At 65.7% G+C, this 19,559-nt stretch carries 21 protein-coding genes; 14 read left to right on the plus strand and 7 right to left on the minus strand.

Features of this window, described 5'->3' with window-relative positions; translation table 11 throughout:
• The 4 genes from JYG34_RS23815 to pilG all read right to left on the minus strand — a co-directional run bounded on the left by JYG34_RS23815 (position 1) and on the right by pilG (position 3,453).
• Positions 1–2,025: a methyl-accepting chemotaxis protein gene (locus tag JYG34_RS23815; protein ID WP_213661249.1), complete on the minus strand. Its 2,025-nt coding sequence runs from the start codon at positions 2,023–2,025 to the stop codon at positions 1–3.
• Positions 2,026–2,088: 63 nt separating this feature from the next.
• Positions 2,089–2,643, minus strand: coding sequence for a chemotaxis protein CheW (locus JYG34_RS23820; protein ID WP_213658619.1), 555 nt, complete (start codon positions 2,641–2,643; stop codon positions 2,089–2,091).
• Positions 2,640–3,005: a twitching motility response regulator PilH gene (gene pilH, locus JYG34_RS23825; RefSeq protein ID WP_213658620.1), complete on the minus strand. Its 366-nt coding sequence runs from the start codon at positions 3,003–3,005 to the stop codon at positions 2,640–2,642. The genes JYG34_RS23820 and pilH overlap by 4 nt, the downstream gene beginning before the upstream one ends.
• A gap of 46 nt (positions 3,006–3,051) precedes the next feature.
• Positions 3,052–3,453 carry a twitching motility response regulator PilG gene (gene pilG, locus JYG34_RS23830; protein ID WP_044488517.1) on the minus strand — a complete coding sequence of 134 codons (402 nt, stop codon included), beginning with the start codon at positions 3,451–3,453 and terminating at the stop codon, positions 3,052–3,054.
• 245 nt (positions 3,454–3,698) lie between these two features.
• On the opposite strand from pilG, the gene gshB reads away from it, so the two are divergent.
• From gshB to JYG34_RS23900, 14 genes are all read left to right on the plus strand, one after another.
• Entirely contained in the window at positions 3,699–4,652 is a 954-nt protein-coding gene (gshB, locus tag JYG34_RS23835) for a glutathione synthase (protein ID WP_213658621.1), read from the plus strand.
• 91 nt (positions 4,653–4,743) lie between these two features.
• On the plus strand, positions 4,744–5,643 hold the full coding sequence (locus JYG34_RS23840) for an energy transducer TonB (RefSeq protein WP_213658622.1): 900 nt from the start codon (positions 4,744–4,746) through the stop codon (positions 5,641–5,643).
• 223 nt (positions 5,644–5,866) lie between these two features.
• Positions 5,867–6,436 (plus strand): YqgE/AlgH family protein, encoded by a 570-nt coding sequence (locus tag JYG34_RS23845; RefSeq protein ID WP_213658623.1) that lies wholly within the window; start codon positions 5,867–5,869, stop codon positions 6,434–6,436.
• Positions 6,436–6,861 carry a Holliday junction resolvase RuvX gene (gene ruvX, locus JYG34_RS23850; protein WP_011536052.1) on the plus strand — a complete coding sequence of 142 codons (426 nt, stop codon included), beginning with the start codon at positions 6,436–6,438 and terminating at the stop codon, positions 6,859–6,861. Before JYG34_RS23845 ends, ruvX begins: the two co-directional genes overlap by 1 nt.
• 51 nt (positions 6,862–6,912) lie before the next feature.
• The gene (gene pyrR, locus JYG34_RS23855; protein ID WP_213658624.1) at positions 6,913–7,431 is read left to right on the plus strand and encodes a bifunctional pyr operon transcriptional regulator/uracil phosphoribosyltransferase PyrR; all 519 of its coding nucleotides are present in this window, start codon (positions 6,913–6,915) and stop codon (positions 7,429–7,431) included.
• 12 nt (positions 7,432–7,443) lie between these two features.
• Positions 7,444–8,448: an aspartate carbamoyltransferase catalytic subunit gene (locus JYG34_RS23860; RefSeq protein WP_213658625.1), complete on the plus strand. Its 1,005-nt coding sequence runs from the start codon at positions 7,444–7,446 to the stop codon at positions 8,446–8,448.
• Positions 8,445–9,716, plus strand: coding sequence for a dihydroorotase (locus tag JYG34_RS23865; protein ID WP_213658626.1), 1,272 nt, complete (start codon positions 8,445–8,447; stop codon positions 9,714–9,716). The genes JYG34_RS23860 and JYG34_RS23865 overlap by 4 nt, the downstream gene beginning before the upstream one ends.
• A gap of 204 nt (positions 9,717–9,920) precedes the next feature.
• The gene (hslV, locus tag JYG34_RS23870) at positions 9,921–10,451 is read left to right on the plus strand and encodes an ATP-dependent protease subunit HslV (protein ID WP_011536056.1); all 531 of its coding nucleotides are present in this window, start codon (positions 9,921–9,923) and stop codon (positions 10,449–10,451) included.
• A 74-nt stretch (positions 10,452–10,525) separates the two neighbouring features.
• Positions 10,526–11,869 carry an ATP-dependent protease ATPase subunit HslU gene (hslU, locus tag JYG34_RS23875; protein WP_213658627.1) on the plus strand — a complete coding sequence of 448 codons (1,344 nt, stop codon included), beginning with the start codon at positions 10,526–10,528 and terminating at the stop codon, positions 11,867–11,869.
• A gap of 171 nt (positions 11,870–12,040) precedes the next feature.
• On the plus strand, positions 12,041–12,418 hold the full coding sequence (locus JYG34_RS23880) for a gamma-butyrobetaine hydroxylase-like domain-containing protein (protein ID WP_046853917.1): 378 nt from the start codon (positions 12,041–12,043) through the stop codon (positions 12,416–12,418).
• Positions 12,419–12,754: 336 nt separating this feature from the next.
• Positions 12,755–14,434, plus strand: a complete 1,680-nt coding sequence (gene phaC, locus JYG34_RS23885) for a class II poly(R)-hydroxyalkanoic acid synthase (protein WP_213658628.1) — start codon at positions 12,755–12,757, stop codon at positions 14,432–14,434.
• A 64-nt stretch (positions 14,435–14,498) separates the two neighbouring features.
• Entirely contained in the window at positions 14,499–15,350 is an 852-nt protein-coding gene (gene phaZ / locus JYG34_RS23890) for a poly(3-hydroxyalkanoate) depolymerase (RefSeq protein ID WP_011536060.1), read from the plus strand.
• Between the two features lie 81 nt (positions 15,351–15,431).
• Entirely contained in the window at positions 15,432–17,114 is a 1,683-nt protein-coding gene (gene phaC / locus JYG34_RS23895) for a class II poly(R)-hydroxyalkanoic acid synthase (RefSeq protein WP_213658629.1), read from the plus strand.
• Between the two features lie 4 nt (positions 17,115–17,118).
• The gene (locus JYG34_RS23900) at positions 17,119–17,733 is read left to right on the plus strand and encodes a TetR/AcrR family transcriptional regulator (RefSeq protein ID WP_011536062.1); all 615 of its coding nucleotides are present in this window, start codon (positions 17,119–17,121) and stop codon (positions 17,731–17,733) included.
• Positions 17,734–17,838: 105 nt separating this feature from the next.
• On the opposite strand, the gene JYG34_RS23905 is transcribed toward JYG34_RS23900, so the two are convergent.
• The 3 genes from JYG34_RS23905 to JYG34_RS23915 form a co-directional block, all read right to left on the minus strand.
• On the minus strand, positions 17,839–18,552 hold the full coding sequence (locus JYG34_RS23905; protein WP_213658630.1) for a phasin family protein: 714 nt from the start codon (positions 18,550–18,552) through the stop codon (positions 17,839–17,841).
• A 10-nt stretch (positions 18,553–18,562) separates the two neighbouring features.
• Positions 18,563–18,982: a phasin family protein gene (locus JYG34_RS23910; RefSeq protein ID WP_011536064.1), complete on the minus strand. Its 420-nt coding sequence runs from the start codon at positions 18,980–18,982 to the stop codon at positions 18,563–18,565.
• 234 nt (positions 18,983–19,216) lie between these two features.
• Entirely contained in the window at positions 19,217–19,492 is a 276-nt protein-coding gene (locus JYG34_RS23915) for a polyhydroxyalkanoic acid system family protein (protein WP_213658631.1), read from the minus strand.
• Positions 19,493–19,559 lie beyond the last annotated feature (67 nt).

Below are 19,559 nucleotides of genomic sequence, written 5' to 3' on the forward strand. Positions count from 1 at the left end.
TCATTGACGCTCGACCGGTTTGGGTAGAGTGAAGCCGGACACCGAACGGCGCATCTCACTGGCCATGCGCGCCAGGTGGCGGATGCTGTCGGCGGTGGCGCCGGAGCCGGCCGAGGTCTGCGCGGTGATCTGCTGGATCACCGCCATGGTGTGGGAGATCTGCCCGGCGGACGAGGTCTGCAACTGGGCCGCATCGGAGATGCTGTGGATCAGCTCGGCCAGGGTCTGCGATACACCCTCGATCTCGGCCAGGGCCACGCCCGCGTCCTGGGCCAGGCGCGCGCCGCGCACCACTTCGGCGGTGGTCTGCTCCATGGAGATCACCGCTTCGTTGGTGTCGGCCTGGATGGTGCGCACCAGCGCCTCGATCTGGCGGGTGGCCGAGGACGAGCGCTCGGCCAGGCGCTGCACCTCGTCGGCGACCACGGCGAAGCCGCGCCCGGCCTCGCCGGCCAGCGAGGCCTGGATGGCGGCGTTGAGGGCAAGGATGTTGGTCTGCTCGGCAATGTCGTCGATCAGGCTGACGATGTCGCCGATCTCCTGGGAGGACTCTCCCAGGCGCTTGATCCGCTTGGCGGTGTCCTGGATCTGCTCACGGATGTTGTCCATGCCATGGATGGTGTTGTGCACCACTTCGTTGCCCTTGTTGGCGATGGCAACCGAGCGCTCGGCAACCTTGGCCGACTCGTAGGCATGGGCCGACACCCGGTCGATCGACTCGACCATGTCGCCCACCGCCTCCGACGCCTCGCTGATCTGCTCGGCCTGGTGCTCCGAGGCCTTGGCCAGCTGGCGCGCGGTGTTCTGCGTGTCCTGTACCGCCGCAGCCACCTGCTCGGCACTGTGGTTGATGGTGGCGACCAGGTCGCGCAGTTGGTCGACCGAATAGTTGATCGAGTCGGCGATGGCACCGGTGAAGTCCTCGGTGACCGATACGGTGACGGTCAGGTCGCCGTCGGCCAGCTCCTCGATCTCGTCGAGCAGACGCATGATCGCCTGCTGGTTGCGTTCGTTCTTCTCGGCGGTTTCGCGCAACTGGCGACTGGTGGCGCGCACCATCACCAGGCCGATCAGGATGATCGAGGCCAGCGCCAGCAGGCCGAGCACATAGCCGCCGACGGTGTCGAGGGTGCGCCCTCCGGCCAGGTTCTCGAAGCCGTTGGCCAGGTGCGAGGCTTCGTCGAGCAGCGTCTGCGACAGGCTGAAGATGTTGCCGGCGGCCTCGCGCACACGGAACAGCTCGGGCGAGGTCTCGAGGATTTCGTCCACGGAGCCTGCGACGAACTGGAACAGCTCGGCGATCTCGGCCAGACGTGCGCGGGCATCGGCGTCCTCGACCCGGGTCACCTGGATCGCCGGGTTGCCGGCGAGCATGCCCTCGAGCACCTGGCCGAAACGGCTGGCGTCGCGGCCGAAGGCATCGGCCGCCTGGACCGAAGTGTCGTCGCCGGCCAGCACGGTGTTTACCGAACCCAGAATCCGTTCGGCGAGCAGCAACTGGCGCTGGGCCACTGCTACCTGGTTGGCCGGGGCGCCGCTCTGCAGCAGGATCTCCACCACCTTTTCGTATTCGACCTGCAATTGCGGAACGGTCTCGGCCAGCGTGGCCGCGACCTGGTGCAGCGACAGCACCGTCTGCTCGCTGGCGAGGATGGTATCGGTGTTCTTGCGCAGGTTTTCCCAGTCCTGGCGCACCGCGTCCATCTCATCGCGCACCGTCACTGGCGCGGGCGGCAGCCCGGTGGCCTTGTCGCCTTCGCGCAGGTAGCTCCAGCGGCGCTCGAAGTCGTTGCGCGCATCGCTGAGCAGCTTGAACGCCAGTGCCTTGCCCGCCGCCGCCTCGGTGGCGTTCTTGGCGATGCGCTGCGACAGCACCCGCAGCTCGCCGGCATGGCCGATGTACTGTTTGTCGTGGTTGGCCTGGGTGTTGAGGTAGGCGAAATTGGCGAACAGCAGGACGATCGACAGGATCAGCACCACGAACAGCACGGTGATCTGCGCGCTGCTGCGTGGGCGCTGGGCCACGGCGGCCGGGGAAACGGCCGGCGCGACGACGGTGGGGCCGGGCTTGTTCACGTCGAAAATCCTCTACAACGCCACATCGAGAAAACCCGGGGCCTGGGCCAGGGCGAAAGGGCTGAAGATCGCCCAATTGCGTTCACGGGGGAAATACCCCTGCACGAAAGGCGCGGCCGTGCGGATCAGCGGCTGCGGCGGCGACAGTTCCAGGCTGCTGAGGGCAAAGTGCTGCAGGCCCACCACCTCGTCCACCAGCAGGCCGGCGAACAGCTCCTCGTGGTCTAGCACCAGCACGCGCCGCTGCTTGCCGGCGGCGGCCGGGCCCAGGCCGAAGAAGGCGCACAGGTCCATCAGCGGCAGCAGACGCCCACGCAGGTTGGCCACCCCGCGCACCCAGGGCTGGACGCCCGGAACCCGGCTGCTGCGGGGTTCGCGCAGCACCTCGGCGACCTCGCCCATGGGGGCGACGAACCACTGCCCGGCAATGCGAAAGCCGATGCCGCTCCATTGCTGCAGGCGCGTGTCCTGAGGCGGCTGGTCGGCGACCAGCAGGCGGCAACGGCGGTCGATGTCCAGCAGCAGCTCGAAGGCAGTCAGCGACGCGCCCTGAGGCCGGGTGGTCAAGCGCCGAGCACTTCTTTCAACTTGTTGATCAGCGCGTCTTCTTCCACAGGCTTGGTCAGAAAGTCGCGAGCGCCCTGGCGTTGAGCCCAGATGCGGTCGGTTTCCTGATCCTTGGTGGTGACCACGATCACGGGGATGGCGCTGGTTTCCGGGTCCTTGCTCAACTGGCGGGTGGCCTGGAAGCCGTTCATGCCGGGCATGACGATGTCCATCAGCACCGCATCGGGCTTTTCCTGGCGGGCCAGGGCCACGCCGTCGGCACCGTTGCTGGCCTTGAGCACTCCATAGCCATGCTTTTCCAGCCATTCGGTCAATCTGTACATCTCTGTCGGCGAATCGTCGACAATCAGAACTCGGGCCATGCTTTTTCCCCATGAGGAACGTGAGAGGCCGCCGATCTTGGCGGCGTCAGGGTGCGGGTTGGTCTTGCACGGCGAAACCGGGCACATGGGCACGGATCGCGTCGAGCAGTTCTTCCTTGCTGAACGGCTTGGTCAGGAACTGGTCGGAACCGACCACCCGGCCGCGGGCCTTGTCGAACAGGCCGTCGCGGGATGAGAGCAGGATCACCGGGGTGTCCTTGAATTCGCTGTTGTGCTTGATCACCGCGCAGGTCTGGTAGCCATCCAGGCGCGGCATGAGCACGTCGACGAAGATGATCCGCGGCTTGTGATCGATGATCTTCGCCAGGGCGTCGAAACCATCGCTGGCGGTGATCACCTCGCAGCCCGCCTCGCCAAGCAACATCTGCGCGGTGCGGCGGATCGTGCGCGAGTCGTCGATCACCATCACCTTCAGGGGTTGTTCCATAAATAGCGCCACATTGATGAGCGGTAAGCCGCGCGTTCCAAGCGGCAGGAACACAACGGTTCGGTGCATGCCACCTCACTGTTGTAGCTCATGGCCTGCGGCTTGACGCTGGATCGGGCCTTTTTAACACAGTCCCGAGGGCCATTCCATCCGCCAGCCCCTTGACCGCGGGCGCGCCCGGCGCCACCCTGAGCCACTTTTCTTTCGTGCCATCGCGGCCACCCGCCGCCAAGAGGAATTACCCCATGAGCGTTCGCCTCGGGATTGTCATGGACCCCATCGCGTCCATCTCCTATAAAAAGGACAGCTCGCTGGCCATGCTGCTGGCCGCCCAGGCTCGCGGCTGGAGCCTGTTCTACATGGAGCAGCGCGACCTGTACCAGGGCGAAGGCAAGGCCCGCGCGCGGATGCGCCCGCTGAAGGTGTTCGCCGACCCGGCGCGCTGGTTCGAGCTGGGCGAGGAGCAGGACAACCTGCTGGGCGAGCTGGACGTGATCCTGATGCGCAAGGACCCGCCCTTCGACATGGAGTTCGTCTACAGCACCTACCTGCTGGAGCAGGCCGAGGCGGATGGCGCGCTGGTGGTCAACCGCCCGCAGAGCCTGCGCGACTGCAACGAGAAGCTGTTCGCCACGCTGTTCCCGCAGTGCACGCCACCGACCCTGGTCAGCCGTCGCCCGGACATCATCCGCGCATTCGCCGCCCAGCATGGTGACGTGATCCTCAAGCCACTGGACGGCATGGGCGGCACCTCGATCTTCCGCCACCGGGTCGGCGACCCCAACCTGTCGGTGATCCTCGAGACGCTGACCGCGCTGGGTGCCCAGCAGATCATGGCCCAGGCCTACCTGCCGGCGATCAAGGACGGCGACAAGCGCATCCTGATGATCGACGGCGAGCCGGTGGATTACTGCCTGGCGCGCATCCCGGCCAGCGGCGAGACCCGCGGCAACCTGGCCGCCGGCGGCCGTGGCGAAGCCCGCCCATTGAGCGAACGCGACCGCTGGATCGCCGCACAGGTCGGCCCGACCCTGCGGGCGAAGGGCCTGCTGTTCGTCGGCCTGGACGTGATCGGCGAGCATCTCACCGAAATCAACGTCACCAGCCCGACCTGCATCCGCGAGATCGACGCCGCCTACAACACCAACATCGGCGGCAAGCTGATGGACGCCATTGATCGCCAGTTGAAGGCGCGCTGACCGCCGACACGTGGCAAACACGCGCGGTGGGGTATGATGCCGGTCCTTTTCACCCGACCTGCTGCCCCGCTTCGCGGTTGCTGGATACCAGATGACGCTGCCCGCCGACATCCCCGCCGACCTGTTGCCACCCCGCGTCCGCCCGGTGGACAGGCTCGGCTTCACCCTGTTCCTGGCTGCCCTGGTGCACCTGGCGCTGATCCTGGGGGTGGGCTTCACCGTGGTCAAGCCGGCCGAAATCCGCCATACCATGGACATCACCCTGGCCACCTTCAAGAGCGAAAAAGCGCCTGAGAAGGCCGATTTCCAGGCCCAGGAGAACCAACAGGGCAGTGGCACCCTGGAGAAGAAGGCGGTGCCCAAGACCACCGAAGTGGCGCCGTTCCAGGACAGCAAGATCAACAAGGTCACCCCACCGCCCGCCGCCCGCCAGGAAACGCCGCCGGCACCGGAGAAATCCGTGGTCGCAACGAAGGCGCCCAAACCGCAGAAAGCCGAGCCCAAGCCGAAGGAAAACAAGCCGCAAACGGCGCCAGCCACGAAAGTGGTGGACTTCGACAGCTCGCAACTGTCCAGCCAGATCGCCAGCCTCGAGGCGGAGCTTTCCAACGAACAGCAACTGTACGCCAAGCGCCCGCGCATCCACCGCCTCAACGCCGCCTCGACCATGCGCGACAAGGGCGCCTGGTACAAGGAGGAGTGGCGCAAGAAGGTCGAGCGCATCGGCAACCTCAACTACCCCGAAGAGGCACGGCGCCAGCAGATGTACGGCAGCCTGCGGATGATGGTGTCGATCAACCGCGACGGTTCGCTGTATGAGGTGCTGGTGCTGGAGTCCTCCGGCCAGCCGGTGCTGGACCAGGCGGCCCAGCGCATCGTGCGCCTGGCGGCGCCGTTCGCGCCGTTCACCGGCGACCTGGCCGAGTTCGACCGGCTGGAGATCATCCGCACCTGGCGCTTTGCCCGTGGGGACCGGTTGTCGAGCAATTGACCAGGCCGGTGAAGGGACTGGATCTTGTGGTGGTGCGGATATCGAGCGCCGCATGCGCGAATAAATTCGCTCCTACATCTTTTGCAACGACCCCATGCCTGGTGTCCTGGCTGGCTCTACCGCAGCCCTGCCTGCCTGTAGGAGCGGATTCATCCGCGATGCGCCGCATAAGCGGCGCTCGACCACCTTGCCAGCCTCACCACCTGGCGCCACACTAGCGCTCATGAAAACCTTCGCCCCCAGCTACCTCAAGCACCAGTTCCTGATCGCCATGCCGCACATGGCCGATCCGAACTTTGCCCAGACCCTCACCTACATCGTCGAGCACAACGCCAACGGCGCCATGGGCCTGGTGGTCAACCGCCCGCAGGAGCTGAACCTGGCCGACATCCTCGAGCAGTTGCGCCCGAACGAGCAGCCGCCCGCCAGCACGCTACAGGTGCCCATCTACCAAGGTGGCCCGGTGCAGACCGACCGCGGCTTCGTGCTGCACAGCGACGAGTGCAGCTTCCAGGCCACCGTGGCGTTGGAAGGGCTGTCGCTGACCACCTCGCAGGATGTGCTGCTGGCCATCGCTGCCGGCGTGGGCCCGAAGAAGAGCCTGATCACCCTCGGCTACGCCGGCTGGGAAGCCGGACAACTGGAAGCTGAGCTGGCCGACAACGCCTGGCTCAACTGCCCGTTCGACCCCGAGATCATCTTCGGCCTGGCCAGCGACCAGCGCCTGGGCGCCGCCGCCGCGAGCCTGGGGATCAACCTCAGCCTGCTGACCAGCCAGGCGGGCCACGCCTGATGGCCGAACTGCGCCTGCTGCTGGGCTTCGACTATGGCAGCAAACAGATTGGCGTGGCCGTCGGCCAGGTGATCACCGGCCAGGCCCGTGAACTGTGCGTGCTCAAGGCCCAGAACGGTGTGCCGGACTGGAACCAGGTCGAGAAGCTGATCAAGGAATGGAAACCCGACGCTATCGTCGTGGGGCTACCGCTGAACATGGACGGCACACCCAGCGACATGAGCGAGCGCGCCGAAAAGTTCGCCCGCCGCCTCAATGGTCGCTACAACCTGCCGGTACACACCCACGACGAACGCCTGACCACCTTCGAAGCCAAGGGCGAGCAGATGGCCCGTGGCGGCCGCCACGGCAGTTACCGCGACAACCCGGTCGACGCCATCGCCGCCGCCCTGCTGCTGCAAGGCTGGCTGGAGGCCAACACTTAAATCCGCTTTGCCGCCGGCTGGATCCGGCGCCCGCCTTCCGAGGAGCACGCAATGAGCCTACCCAATCCCGCCGACCTGATCCGGCAGATGGCCGTCGACCTTCGCGCCCACCTGGCCCGTCGTGCAATCACCGAGCCACGCTTCATCGGCATCCGCACCGGCGGTGTGTGGGTGGCCCAGGCCCTGCAGACGGAGCTGGGCGACGACAGCCCGCTGGGCACCCTCGATGTCTCGTTCTACCGAGACGACTTCAGCCAGAACGGTCTGCACCCGCAGGTACGCCCCTCGGAGCTGCCATTCGAGATCGAAGGCCAGCACCTGGTGCTGGTGGACGACGTGCTGATGAGCGGCCGTACCATCCGCGCCGCCCTCAACGAACTGTTCGACTACGGCCGCCCGGCCAGCGTGACGCTGGTGTGCTTGCTCGACCTGGATGCCGGCGAACTGCCGATCCGCCCGAACGTGCTGGGCGCCACCCTGTCCCTGGCCACCCATGAACGGGTAAAATTGACCGGACCCACGCCGCTCGCCCTCGAGCGCCAGGACCTCGCCCCCGCTTCCGCCCTTTAAGAGTCCCCCGCGATGACGCCATTCGACGCCAAGCGCCCGCTGCAGCTCAATGACCAGGGCCAGCTGCGCCACTTCCTCTCGCTCGACGGTTTGCCCCGCGAACTGCTCACCGAGATCCTCGACACCGCCGACTCGTTCCTCGAAGTCGGCGCCCGGGCCGTGAAGAAAGTCCCGTTGCTGCGCGGCAAGACCGTGTGCAACGTGTTCTTCGAGAACTCCACCCGTACCCGCACCACCTTCGAACTGGCCGCCCAGCGGCTGTCGGCCGACGTGATCAGCCTGAACGTGTCGACCTCCTCGACCAGCAAGGGCGAGACCCTGTTCGACACCCTGCGCAACCTCGAAGCCATGGCCGCCGACATGTTCGTCGTGCGCCATTCCGACTCCGGCGCGGCGCACTTCATCGCCGAGCACGTGTGCCCGGACGTGGCGGTGATCAACGGCGGTGACGGCCGCCACGCCCACCCCACGCAAGGCATGCTCGACATGCTGACCATCCGTCGCCACAAGGGCGGCTTCGAGAACCTTTCGGTGGCGATCGTCGGCGATATCCTGCACTCGCGCGTGGCCCGCTCGGACATGCTCGCGCTCAAGGCGCTGGGCTGCCCGGACATCCGCGTGATCGGCCCGAAGACGCTGATCCCGATCGGCATCGAGCAGTATGGCGTGAAGGTCTACACCGACCTCGCCGAAGGCCTGAAGGACGTCGACGTGGTGATCATGCTGCGCCTGCAGCGTGAGCGCATGGCCGGCGGCCTGCTGCCCAGCGAAGGTGAGTTCTACCGCTTGTTCGGCTTGACCACCGCGCGCCTGGCAGGGGCCAAGCCGGATGCCATCGTCATGCACCCGGGCCCGATCAACCGCGGCGTGGAAATCGAGTCGGCGGTGGCCGACGGCAAGCATTCGGTGATCCTCAACCAGGTCACCTACGGCATCGCCGTGCGCATGGCGGTGCTGTCCATGGCCATGAGCGGGCAGAACGCGCAACGTCAATTCGACCAGGAGAACGCCCAGTGACCATCAGCATTATCGGCGCCCGGGTCATCGATCCTGCCAGCGGCCTGGACCGCGTCACCGACCTGCACCTGGAAGGCGGGCGCATTGCCGCCATCGGCGCGGCCCAGGCCGGCTTCAGCGCCAGCCGCACGATCCAGGCCACGGGCCTGGTCGCCGCTCCGGGCCTGGTCGACCTCGGTGTGTCGCTGCGCGAGCCGGGCTACAGCCGCAAGGGCACCATCGCCAGCGAGACCCGCGCCGCAGTGGCCGGCGGCGTCACCAGCCTGTGCTGCCCACCGCAAACCAAGCCCATTCTCGACACCTCCGCCGTCGCCGAGCTGATCCTCGACCGCTCCCGCGAGGCGGCCAACAGCAAGGTCTACCCGATCGGCGCCCTGACCAAGGGCCTGGAAGGCGAACAACTGGCCGAGCTGGTCGCCCTGCGCGACACCGGCTGCGTGGCCTTCGGCAATGGCCTGAAAGAGATCCCCAACAATCGCACCCTGGCCCGTGCCCTGGAGTACGCGGCGACCTTCGACCTGACCGTGGTGTTCCACTCCCAGGACCGCGACCTGTCGCAGGGCGGCCTCGCCCATGAAGGCCCGATGGCCAGCTTCCTCGGCCTGCCCGGCATCCCGGAAACCGCCGAGACCGTGGCCCTGGCCCGCAACCTGCTGCTGGTCGAGCAGACCGGCGTGCGCGCCCACTTCACCCAGATCACCAGTGCCCGCGGCGCGCGACTGATCGCCCAGGCCCAGCAACTGGGGCTGCCGGTCACCGCCGATGTGGCGCTGTATCAGCTGATCCTCACCGACGAGGCCCTGCGCGACTTCTCCAGCCTGTACCACGTGCAGCCGCCGCTGCGCACCGCCGCCGACCGCGACGGCCTGCGCGAGGCGGTGAAGTCCGGGGTGATCCAGGCGATCTCCAGCCATCACCAGCCCCACGAACGTGATGCCAAGCTGGCGCCGTTCGGTGCCACCGAACCGGGTATCAGCAGCGTCGAGCTGTTGCTGCCACTGGCCATGACCCTGGTGGAGGACGGCCTGCTCGACCTGCCCACGTTGCTGGCGCGCCTGAGCAGTGGCCCGGCCGCGGCCATGCGCCTGCCGGCCGGTGAGCTGAAGGTGGGTGGCGCGGCAGACCTGGTGCTGTTCGATCCGAAGGCGTCCACCGTTGCTGGCGAGCAGTGGTACTCCCGCGGCGCGAACTGCCCGTTCATCGGCCACTGCCTGCCGGGCGCGGTACGTTACACCCTGGTCGACGGGCACATCTGCCACGAGGCCTGATAGATCGCGTCGCTCCCTTCGCGGGTAAACCCGCTCCCACAGGGCTATCGAAGCGCCTGTGGGAGCGGGTTTACCCGCGAATGCCCCAACATGAATGCGCCTGCCCTACCCCAACCACTCATCCCCCAAGGTTGAAATCCTTCCCCCCTCCCCCCATATGAGTCGGCATCAGGCATTTTCGCCCCGCTGCGTGGAGACTCTCCCTTGACTACCATCGTTTCTGTCCGCCGTAACGGCAAAGTCGTCATGGGCGGCGACGGCCAGGTTTCCCTCGGCAACACCGTGATGAAAGGCAACGCCAAGAAAGTCCGTCGCCTGTACAACGGCCAGGTCATCGCCGGTTTCGCCGGTGCCACCGCCGACGCCTTCACCCTGTTCGAGCGCTTTGAAGCGCAACTGCAGAAACACTCCGGCCACTTGGTCCGCGCCGCCGTCGAGCTGGCCAAGGAATGGCGCACCGACCGCTCGCTCAGCCGCCTGGAGGCGATGCTGGCCGTGGCCAACAAGGACGCCTCGCTGATCATCACCGGCAACGGTGACGTGGTCGAGCCCGAGGACGGCCTGATCGCCATGGGCTCCGGCGGTGGCTACGCCCAGGCCGCGGCCCGCGCCCTGCTGAACAAGACCGACCTGTCGGCCCGCGAAATCACCGAGGCCGCCCTGAACATCGCCGGCGACATCTGCGTGTTCACCAACCACAACCTGACCATCGAGGAGCAGGACCTGGCCGAGTGAATCAGTTGTTTTGGCGTCCCGCTCGCAGCGGGACTTTTCCACACTGATCACTCTGCTCGAGGACCCCATACATCATGTCCATGACCCCCCGCGAAATCGTCCACGAACTCAACCGCCACATCATCGGCCAGGACGACGCCAAGCGCGCCGTCGCCATCGCCCTGCGCAACCGCTGGCGGCGCATGCAGCTCCCTGCCGAGCTGCGTGCCGAAGTCACCCCCAAGAACATCCTGATGATCGGCCCCACCGGCGTGGGCAAGACCGAAATCGCCCGCCGCCTGGCCAAGCTGGCCAACGCGCCGTTCATCAAGGTCGAGGCGACCAAGTTCACCGAAGTCGGCTACGTGGGCCGTGACGTCGAGTCGATCATCCGCGACCTGGCCGACGCCGCGCTGAAGATGCTGCGCGAGCAGGAAATCGTCCGCGTGCGCCACCGCGCCGAAGACGCCGCCGAAGACCGCATCCTCGACGCCCTGCTGCCGCAGGCGCGGGTCAGCAGCTTCAGCGAGGAAGCCCAGCAGTCCAGCGGCGACTCCAACACCCGCCAGCTGTTCCGCAAGCGCCTGCGCGAAGGCCAGCTGGACGACAAGGAAATCGAGATCGAAGTCGCCGAGAGCATGGGCGTCGATATTGCCGCGCCGCCCGGCATGGAAGAGATGACCAACCAGCTGCAGAGCCTGTTCGCCAACATGGGCAAGGGCAAGCGCAAGAGCCGCAAGCTGAAGGTGAAAGAAGCCCTGAAGATGGTCCGCGATGAAGAGGCGAGCCGCCTGGTCAACGAGGAAGAGCTCAAGGCCAAGGCCCTGGAAGCGGTCGAACAACACGGCATCGTGTTCATCGACGAGATCGACAAGGTGGCCAAGCGTGGCAATGTCGGTGGCGCCGACGTGTCCCGCGAAGGCGTGCAGCGCGACCTGCTGCCGCTGATCGAAGGCTGCACGGTCAACACCAAGCTGGGCATGGTCAAGACCGACCATATCCTGTTCATCGCCTCCGGCGCGTTCCACCTGAGCAAACCCAGCGACCTGGTGCCTGAACTGCAAGGCCGCCTGCCAATCCGTGTCGAGCTCAAGGCGCTGACCCCGGAAGACTTCGAGCGCATCCTGAAAGAGCCGCACGCCTCGCTGACCGAACAGTACCGCGAGCTGCTCAAGACCGAAGGCCTGCATATCGAGTTCGCCGACGAAGGCCTCAAGCGCCTGGCCGAGATCGCCTTCCAGGTCAACGAGAAGACCGAGAACATCGGTGCCCGCCGCCTGCACACCCTGCTCGAGCGCCTGCTCGAAGAGGTGTCGTTCAGCGCCGGCGACCTGGCCAGCACCCACGACGAGAAGCCGATCCACATCGACGCGGCCTATGTGAACAGCCACCTCGGTGAGCTGGCGCAGAACGAAGACCTGTCGCGCTACATCCTGTAAGACCGCGTGGGGCCGCTGCGCGGCCCGTTCGCGGCACAAGGCCGCTCCTACAGGGAATCGCGATCGTCTGTAGGAGCGGCCTTGTGCCGCGAACGGGCTGCGCAGCAGCCCCTTGCACAATGGCCAAAATCACTCGAAGCTTGCCGCTTGAAGCCAGAGAGAGACATAGCCATGGCCCGCCTGCCCACCGCGATCAACCTGCACAAAGCCTCGAAGACCCTCACCCTCACCTACGCCCCCGGCGAGGTCTACCACCTGCCCGCCGAATTCCTGCGCGTGCACTCCCCCTCCGCCGAGGTCCAGGGCCACGGCAATCCCATCCTGCAGTTCGGCAAGATCAATGTCGGCCTCAGCGGCCTGGAACCGGCCGGTCAATATGCACTGAAACTGACCTTCGACGACGGCCATGACTCCGGATTGTTCACCTGGGAATACCTGGAACAGCTGTGCCTGCGCCAGGAGCAATTGTGGGCCGATTATCTGGACGAATTGCACAAGGCCGGCAAATCCCGCGACCCGTCGGAATCGGTGGTGAAACTGATGCTCTAGCTCAAGGCTCCCACGCTTTAGAGCGCATTTTCTAATCTCATCTGCTTGAATGCCTGGATGGCAGCCAAAGACTGGCTGTCTTGCGCATTACACGAAAGTCGGGTAACCAATGGAGCTGGCAAGTTCCCTGCATTGCATTTCGGGCAAGCAGGGCCAGGCCGGTAGGTAGAGGTCGCGAGCGAAAGCAGGCTGTCTTCACACGCAGAAAATCCCGCCGCTCATCACCGACACGCCCCCGGTCGCAGCACCGCTGTTCCTTATCACTGGTCACCCGAGTAGCAGTACCGGGCTGTCACAGCACACCGGTACTCGTCTCAGGACAACGGAGCGTCGTAGATGAGTAACAAGAACAACGATGAGTTGCAGCGGCAGGCCTCGGAGAACACCTTGGGGCTGAACCCGGTCATCGGCATTCGCCGCAAGGATCTGTTGACCTCGGCGCGCACGGTATTGCGCCAGGCATTGCGTCAACCGTTGCACAGCGCCAAGCACGTGGCGCATTTCGGCCTGGAACTGAAGAACGTGCTGCTGGGCAAATCGAGTCTTCAGCCCGAAAGCGACGACCGTCGCTTCAGCGACCCGGCCTGGAGCAACAACCCGCTGTACCGCCGCTACCTGCAGACTTACCTGGCCTGGCGCAAGGAGCTGCACGACTGGATCGGCGAGAGCGACCTGTCGCCCCAGGACATCAGCCGCGGCCAGTTCGTCATCAACCTGATGACCGAGGCCATGGCGCCCACCAACACCCTCTCCAACCCCGCCGCGGTCAAGCGCTTCTTCGAGACCGGCGGCAAGAGCCTGCTCGACGGCCTCTCCCACCTCGCCAAGGACCTGGTCAACAACGGCGGCATGCCCAGCCAGGTGAACATGGAAGCCTTCGAGGTGGGCAAGAACCTGGCCACCAGCGAAGGCGCGGTGGTGTACCGCAACGATGTGCTGGAACTGATCCAGTACAGCCCCATCACCGAACAGGTGCACGCCCGCCCCCTGCTGGTGGTGCCGCCGCAGATCAACAAGTTCTACGTCTTCGACCTGAGCCCGGAAAAGAGCCTGGCGCGCTTCTGCCTGCGCTCCCAGCAGCAGACTTTCATCGTCAGCTGGCGCAACCCGACCAAGGCGCAACGCGAGTGGGGCCTGTCGACCTACATCGACGCGCTGAAGGAAGCTGTCGACGCAGTGCTGGCGATCACCGGCAGCAAAGACTTGAACATGCTCGGCGCCTGCTCGGGCGGCATCACCTGCACCGCGCTGGTAGGCCACTACGCGGCGCTCGGCGAGAAGAAGGTCAACGCCCTCACGCTGCTGGTCAGCGTGCTCGACACCACGGTCGACACCCAGGTGGCGCTGTTCGTCGACGAGCAGACGCTGGAGGCGGCCAAGCGCCACTCCTATCAAGCCGGCGTGCTCGAAGGCAGCGACATGGCCAAGGTGTTCGCCTGGATGCGCCCCAACGACCTGATCTGGAACTACTGGGTCAACAACTACCTGCTGGGCAACGAGCCGCCGGTGTTCGACATCCTGTTCTGGAACAACGACACCACGCGCCTGCCGGCCGCCTTCCACGGCGACCTCATCGAGATGTTCAAGAACAACCCGCTGATCCGCTCCAACGCCCTGGAAGTGTGCGGCACCGCCATCGACCTGAAGCAGGTCGACTGCGACATCTACAGCGTCGCCGGCACCGCCGACCACATCACCCCCTGGCAATCGTGCTACCGCTCGGCGCACCTGTTCGGCGGCAAGATCGAGTTCGTGCTGTCCAACAGCGGGCACATCCAGAGCATTCTCAACCCGCCAGGCAACCCCAAGGCGCGCTTCCTGACCGGCGAGGACCGCCCGGACGATCCGGTGGCCTGGCAGGAGAACGCAGTCAAGCACGCCGACTCCTGGTGGCTGCACTGGCAGAGCTGGCTGGGCGAGCGCGCGGGCGAACTGAAGAAAGCACCCACGCGCCTGGGCAACCGCACATACGCCGCCGGCGAGGCATCGCCGGGCACCTATGTCCACGAACGCTGAGTGAAACCGCGGTGGTGCGCCCCGTGGCGCATCACCGCGCTACGTCCACCACAGAGTCACGCGTATGCCGCCACCCTACATCTTCAGGACCGTCGAGCTGGATGATCAGTCCATCCGCACCGCGGTCCGTCCGGGCAAGCCGCACCTGACACCCTTGCTGATCTTCAACGGCATCGGTGCCAACCTCGAGCTGGTGTTCCCGTTCATCGAGGCCCTGGATCCGGACCTGGAGGTGATCGCCTTCGACGTGCCCGGCGTCGGCGGCTCGTCGACGCCCCGCCACCCTTACCGCTTCCCCGGGCTGGCCAAGCTGACGGCGCGCATGCTCGACTACCTGGACTACGGCCAGGTCAACGCGATCGGCGTGTCCTGGGGCGGCGCCCTGGCCCAGCAGTTCGCCCACGACTACCCGGAGCGCTGCAAGAAGCTGGTGCTCGCCGCCACCGCCGCCGGCGCGGTGATGGTGCCGGGCAAGCCCAAGGTGCTGTGGATGATGGCCAGCCCGCGGCGCTACATCCAGCCATCCCACGTGATCCGCATCGCCCCGACCATCTATGGCGGTGGTTTTCGCCGCGACCCCGACCTGGCCCTGCACCACGCCTCGAAGGTGCGCTCCGGCGGCAAGCTGGGCTACTACTGGCAGCTGTTCGCCGGGCTCGGCTGGACCAGCATCCACTGGCTGCACAAGATCCACCAGCCCACCCTGGTGCTGGCCGGCGACGATGACCCGTTGATCCCGCTGATCAACATGCGCCTGCTGGCCTGGCGAATTCCCAATGCGCAGCTACACATAATCGACGATGGCCATCTGTTCCTGATCACCCGGGCCGAGGCCGTCGCCCCGATCATCATGAAATTCCTCCAGCAAGAGCGCCAGCGCGCGGTCATGCACCCCCGGCCCGCCTCCGGCGGCTGACGCCGGGCCGGCGCATGGAATACGCGCCGGCCCGGCCTTGCTGTGTTCCAGCGCTTGCTGGCCTGACGATGGAGTGTTGGCATGAAAGACAAACCGGCATCAGGGACGACACCGGTCCCCGCCACCAGCATGAACCTGCAGAACGCAATCAACGGCCTGCGCGGTCGCGACCTGCTGTCGACCCTGCGCCATGTCGGCCGCCACGGCCTGCGCCACCCGTTGTACACCGCCCGCCACCTGCTGGAACTGGGCGGCACCCTGGGTCGGGTAATACTTGGCGACACGCCGTTCCAGCCCCATGCCCGCGACAACCGTTTCAGCGACCCGACCTGGAGCGAAAACCCGCTCTACCGCCGAGGGCTGCAGGCCTACCTCGCCTGGCAGAAGCAGACCCGCCGCTGGATCGAGGAAAGCACCCTGAGTGACGACGATCGTGCCCGTGCGCAATTCCTGTTCACCCTGGTCAGCGACGCCGTGGCCCCGAGCAATTCACTGCTCAACCCGCTGGCGGTCAAGGAGCTGTTCAACACCGGCGGCCAGAGCCTGCTGCGTGGCGCCAGCTACCTGCTGGACGACCTGCGCCACAACGACGGCCTCCCGCGCCAGGTCGACGAACGCGCCTTCGAGGTCGGTGGCAACCTCGCCGCCACCCCGGGCGCGGTGGTGTTTCGCAACGAGCTGCTGGAGCTGATCCAGTACAAGCCCATGAGCGAACAACAGTACGCCCGCCCCTTGCTGGTGGTACCCCCTCAAATCAACAAGTACTACATCTTCGACCTGAGCCCGACCAACAGCTTCGTCCAGTACATGCTCAAGAACGGCCTGCAGGTGTTCATGGTCAGCTGGCGCAACCCCGACCCGCGCCACCGCGAATGGGGCCTGTCGAGCTACGTGCAGGCACTGGAGGAAGCGCTGAACGCCTGCCGCAGCATCAGTGGCAGCCGCGACCTCAACCTCATGGGCGCCTGCGCCGGGGGGCTGACCATGGCCGCCCTGCAGGGCCACTTGCAGGCCAAGAAACAACTGCGCAAGGTGCGTAGCGCCACCTACCTGGTGAGCATGCTCGACAGCCAGTTCGACAGCCCCGCCAGCCTGTTCGCCGACGAGCAGACCATCGAGGCGTCCAAGCGTCGCTCCTACCAGCGCGGCGTGCTCGACGGCGGCGAGGTGGCGCGGATCTTCGCCTGGATGCGCCCCAACGACCTGATCTGGAATTACTGGGTCAACAACTACCTGATGGGCAAGAAGCCACCGGCGTTCGACATTCTCTACTGGAACGCCGACAGCACCCGCCTGCCCGCCGCCTATCACGGCGAGTTGCTGGACTTCTTCAAGCTCAACCCACTGACCTTCCCCGAGGGGCTCGAGGTGTGCGGCACCCCCATCGACCTCAAGCAGGTCGACCTCGACAGTTTCACCGTGGCCGGCAGCAACGACCACATCACCCCCTGGGACGCGGTGTACCGCTCGGCCCTGCTGCTCGGTGGCGACCGGCGTTTCCTGCTGGCCAACAGTGGGCATATCCAGAGCATCATCAACCCGCCCGGCAACCCCAAGTCCTACTACCTCGAGAACCCCAAGCTGTCCAGCGACCCACGGGCCTGGTTCCACGATGCCCAGCGTCGCGACGGCAGCTGGTGGCCACTGTGGCAGGAATGGATCACCCAGCGCTCGGGCACGCTCAAGCCACAGCGCACGGAACTGGGCAACGCCACCTATCCACCGCTGGGCCCTGCGCCAGGCAACTATGTGATGGCCCGCTGAACGGATGAAGACCCGCGACCGTATCCTCGAATGCGCCCTGCAGTTGTTCAACCGCCAGGGCGAGCCGAATGTCTCGACCCTGGAGATCGCCAACGAACTGGGCATCAGCCCGGGCAACCTGTACTACCACTTCCACGGCAAGGAGCCGCTGGTGATCGGCTTGTTCGAGCGCTTCGAGGAAGAGCTGATGACCTTGCTCGACCCACCGCTGGACGTACAGCTGGAGGCCGAGGACTACTGGCTGTTCCTGCACCTGATCGTCGAACGCATGGCCCAGTACCGGTTCCTGCTCCAGGACCTGTCCAACCTCACCGGCCGCCTGCCCAAGCTGGCGCGGGGCATGCGCAGCCTGATCAACGCCCTCAAGCGCACCCTGGCCGCACTGCTGGCCAGCCTCAAGGCCCAGGGCCAGGTGACCAGCGAGACCCAGGCATTGGGGCAACTGGTGGAACAGATCACCCTGACCCTGATCTGCTCGCTGGACTACCAGCGGGTGATCGGCCGCGAGGGCGATGTGGGGGTGGTGGTGTACCAGGTGATGATGCTGGTGGCGCCACACCTGCAGGCGCCGGCGCGCAGGGCGGCGGAACAGTTGGCGATGCGCTATCTGGAAGGCTGAATTCTGTAGATCGGCGTTGACAGCATTCGCGGCCAAGCCCGCTCCCACAGGGTTTGAGATACGCCTGTGGGAGCGGGAGTTGCCCGCGAAGTTGACGACGCGGTGTCAGGCCTGGGCGGCCGCGTTCACCGGTGCCGACGGGGTGGCGCTGGCCGGCGCCGCGCTGGGTGCCGGGGCGGCGGTTGCTGCTGGCGCAACGCCCGCAGGCTTGGCCGCAGCGGCTTTCTTCACTGCCGGTTTCTTGGCCGCAGCCGGCTTGGCGGCCGGTTTTGCCGCTGGCTTGGCCGCTGCGGTTTTAGCCGCAGGCTTGGCGGCTGGCTTCGCCGCAGCGGTCTTGGCTGCCGGCTTGGCGGCGGCCTTGGCCAGCGGTTTGGCCGCAGTCTTGCTCGCGCCCGCCTTGGAGATCGGCGTGACCGAAGCGCCAGTCAGTTTCTCGATCTGCTTGGTCAGCGTGTCGACCTGCTGGTGCAGGGCCTTGATCTCATTGCGGCTGGGCACGCCCAGGCGCGAGATGGCGCTGTTCAGACGCTTGTCGAAGGCTTCTTCGAGCTCGCTCCACTTGCCCAGGGCACGTTCCTTGACGTCGGACACCCGCGAAGTGGTCGCCGACTTGGCGCTGCCAGCGGCCGAATCGACGCTCTTCTTCGCCTGCTTTTCAGCTTTCTCGCCATCCTTCACCAGCGTGTCGAACAGCTTCGGACCGTCCTGGTCGATCTTCGAGTAGATACCCAGGCCAGCCAGCCAGATCTTGCGGGAGTACTTCTCGATTCCGCCGACCCAGGAGCTACCTTCTTTCTCGGTGTTCTTCTTGCCAGCCATCCTGCTCTCCTTATGGTTTGTGCGCGACGCGCTCGAGCAGCTCATGCAGCTGTTCAAGCTTGATGGACAACGCCTCAACGTCATGTTTAGACGGAATGCCGAGGCGATTCAAGGCGCGACCGACGCGGGCGTCGAAGGCCTTCTCGATTTTGTCCAGTTGGACCTCGACTTTGCCGCGCACGCGGGTCACTTCGCGGGTGGCTTCGTCGAGCTGGCCGTTGGCGGCATCGAGCTCCTTGTCGATGCGCTTCTTGCCGCGCTTCTCGACGCCTTCACCGGCCTTGACCAGCTCCTTGAAGTAGTCGGTGCTTTCCTGGCCGACGCGGGCGTAGGCGCCCAGGCCCGCCAGCCAGATCTTGCGCGCGTAGCCGCGCACTTCGCCCAGGGTGCCCTGGTCGTCGTCTTTGTGCTTGAGACTCACTTTGGCCATGCTCTTCACCTCATGCTCATGATGGGAGGGAGAAACTGCCCATGGATTGCGGGCTTGAGCATAAGGTAGGGGGAGAAATTAGAATCCTCACCCTAAGGTGTGGCGCTTGCGAGGTGTTCGACGTTAGCGCTGCAGCGCCCAGGAGATCGAGCGCCGCCCGCGCGGCGCATCGCGGATGAATCCGCTCCTACGTTTGCCGCAACCTGTAGGAGCGGATTTATCCGCGATGCACTCTCAGGCCAGGGCCTTGTCCAGCGCCCGCTCGATCTCGCCCTTGATGGTGCCGCTCATCATCGACAGCATCATGCCCAGCTTGAGCTCGACACGGATGCTGTCGTCGAAGATCTGCACGCTGCCATTGGCGCCGCTACGCGACACATCGACGCGGTCGCCGTTCCAGCTGGCCTTGAGGTCGTATTCACGGGCCAGCCGGTCCACCAGCGCCTGCGCCTTGGCGCGGACGGCTTCGCGGCCGAGGGAGTGTTTGCGTTCGACGCTGATCTGAGTCATGCGGGTGTTCCTGGATATGAAGACAATGGCGCCATTATGCCCCCGCCCGCCCGACGGCACACCCCGT

Source organism: Pseudomonas entomophila (assembly GCF_018417595.1).
Classification (GTDB): Bacteria; Pseudomonadota; Gammaproteobacteria; order Pseudomonadales; family Pseudomonadaceae; genus Aquipseudomonas; species Aquipseudomonas entomophila_C.

Excerpts from the sequence above, each read along its gene's own strand:
- pilH (WP_213658620.1), bottom strand. The coding sequence starts at position 3,005 with ATGGCCCGAGTTCTGATTGTCGACGATTCGCCGACAGAGATGTACAGA.
- pilG (WP_044488517.1), bottom strand. The coding sequence starts at position 3,453 with ATGGAACAACCCCTGAAGGTGATGGTGATCGACGACTCGCGCACGATC.
- gshB (WP_213658621.1), top strand. The coding sequence starts at position 3,699 with ATGAGCGTTCGCCTCGGGATTGTCATGGACCCCATCGCGTCCATCTCC.
- JYG34_RS23840 (WP_213658622.1), top strand. The coding sequence starts at position 4,744 with ATGACGCTGCCCGCCGACATCCCCGCCGACCTGTTGCCACCCCGCGTC.
- JYG34_RS23845 (WP_213658623.1), top strand. The coding sequence starts at position 5,867 with ATGAAAACCTTCGCCCCCAGCTACCTCAAGCACCAGTTCCTGATCGCC.
- ruvX (WP_011536052.1), top strand. The coding sequence starts at position 6,436 with ATGGCCGAACTGCGCCTGCTGCTGGGCTTCGACTATGGCAGCAAACAG.
- pyrR (WP_213658624.1), top strand. The coding sequence starts at position 6,913 with ATGAGCCTACCCAATCCCGCCGACCTGATCCGGCAGATGGCCGTCGAC.
- JYG34_RS23860 (WP_213658625.1), top strand. The coding sequence starts at position 7,444 with ATGACGCCATTCGACGCCAAGCGCCCGCTGCAGCTCAATGACCAGGGC.
- hslU (WP_213658627.1), top strand. The coding sequence starts at position 10,526 with ATGTCCATGACCCCCCGCGAAATCGTCCACGAACTCAACCGCCACATC.
- JYG34_RS23880 (WP_046853917.1), top strand. The coding sequence starts at position 12,041 with ATGGCCCGCCTGCCCACCGCGATCAACCTGCACAAAGCCTCGAAGACC.
- phaC (WP_213658628.1), top strand. The coding sequence starts at position 12,755 with ATGAGTAACAAGAACAACGATGAGTTGCAGCGGCAGGCCTCGGAGAAC.
- phaZ (WP_011536060.1), top strand. The coding sequence starts at position 14,499 with ATGCCGCCACCCTACATCTTCAGGACCGTCGAGCTGGATGATCAGTCC.
- phaC (WP_213658629.1), top strand. The coding sequence starts at position 15,432 with ATGAAAGACAAACCGGCATCAGGGACGACACCGGTCCCCGCCACCAGC.
- JYG34_RS23900 (WP_011536062.1), top strand. The coding sequence starts at position 17,119 with ATGAAGACCCGCGACCGTATCCTCGAATGCGCCCTGCAGTTGTTCAAC.
- JYG34_RS23905 (WP_213658630.1), bottom strand. The coding sequence starts at position 18,552 with ATGGCTGGCAAGAAGAACACCGAGAAAGAAGGTAGCTCCTGGGTCGGC.
- JYG34_RS23910 (WP_011536064.1), bottom strand. The coding sequence starts at position 18,982 with ATGGCCAAAGTGAGTCTCAAGCACAAAGACGACGACCAGGGCACCCTG.
- JYG34_RS23915 (WP_213658631.1), bottom strand. The coding sequence starts at position 19,492 with ATGACTCAGATCAGCGTCGAACGCAAACACTCCCTCGGCCGCGAAGCC.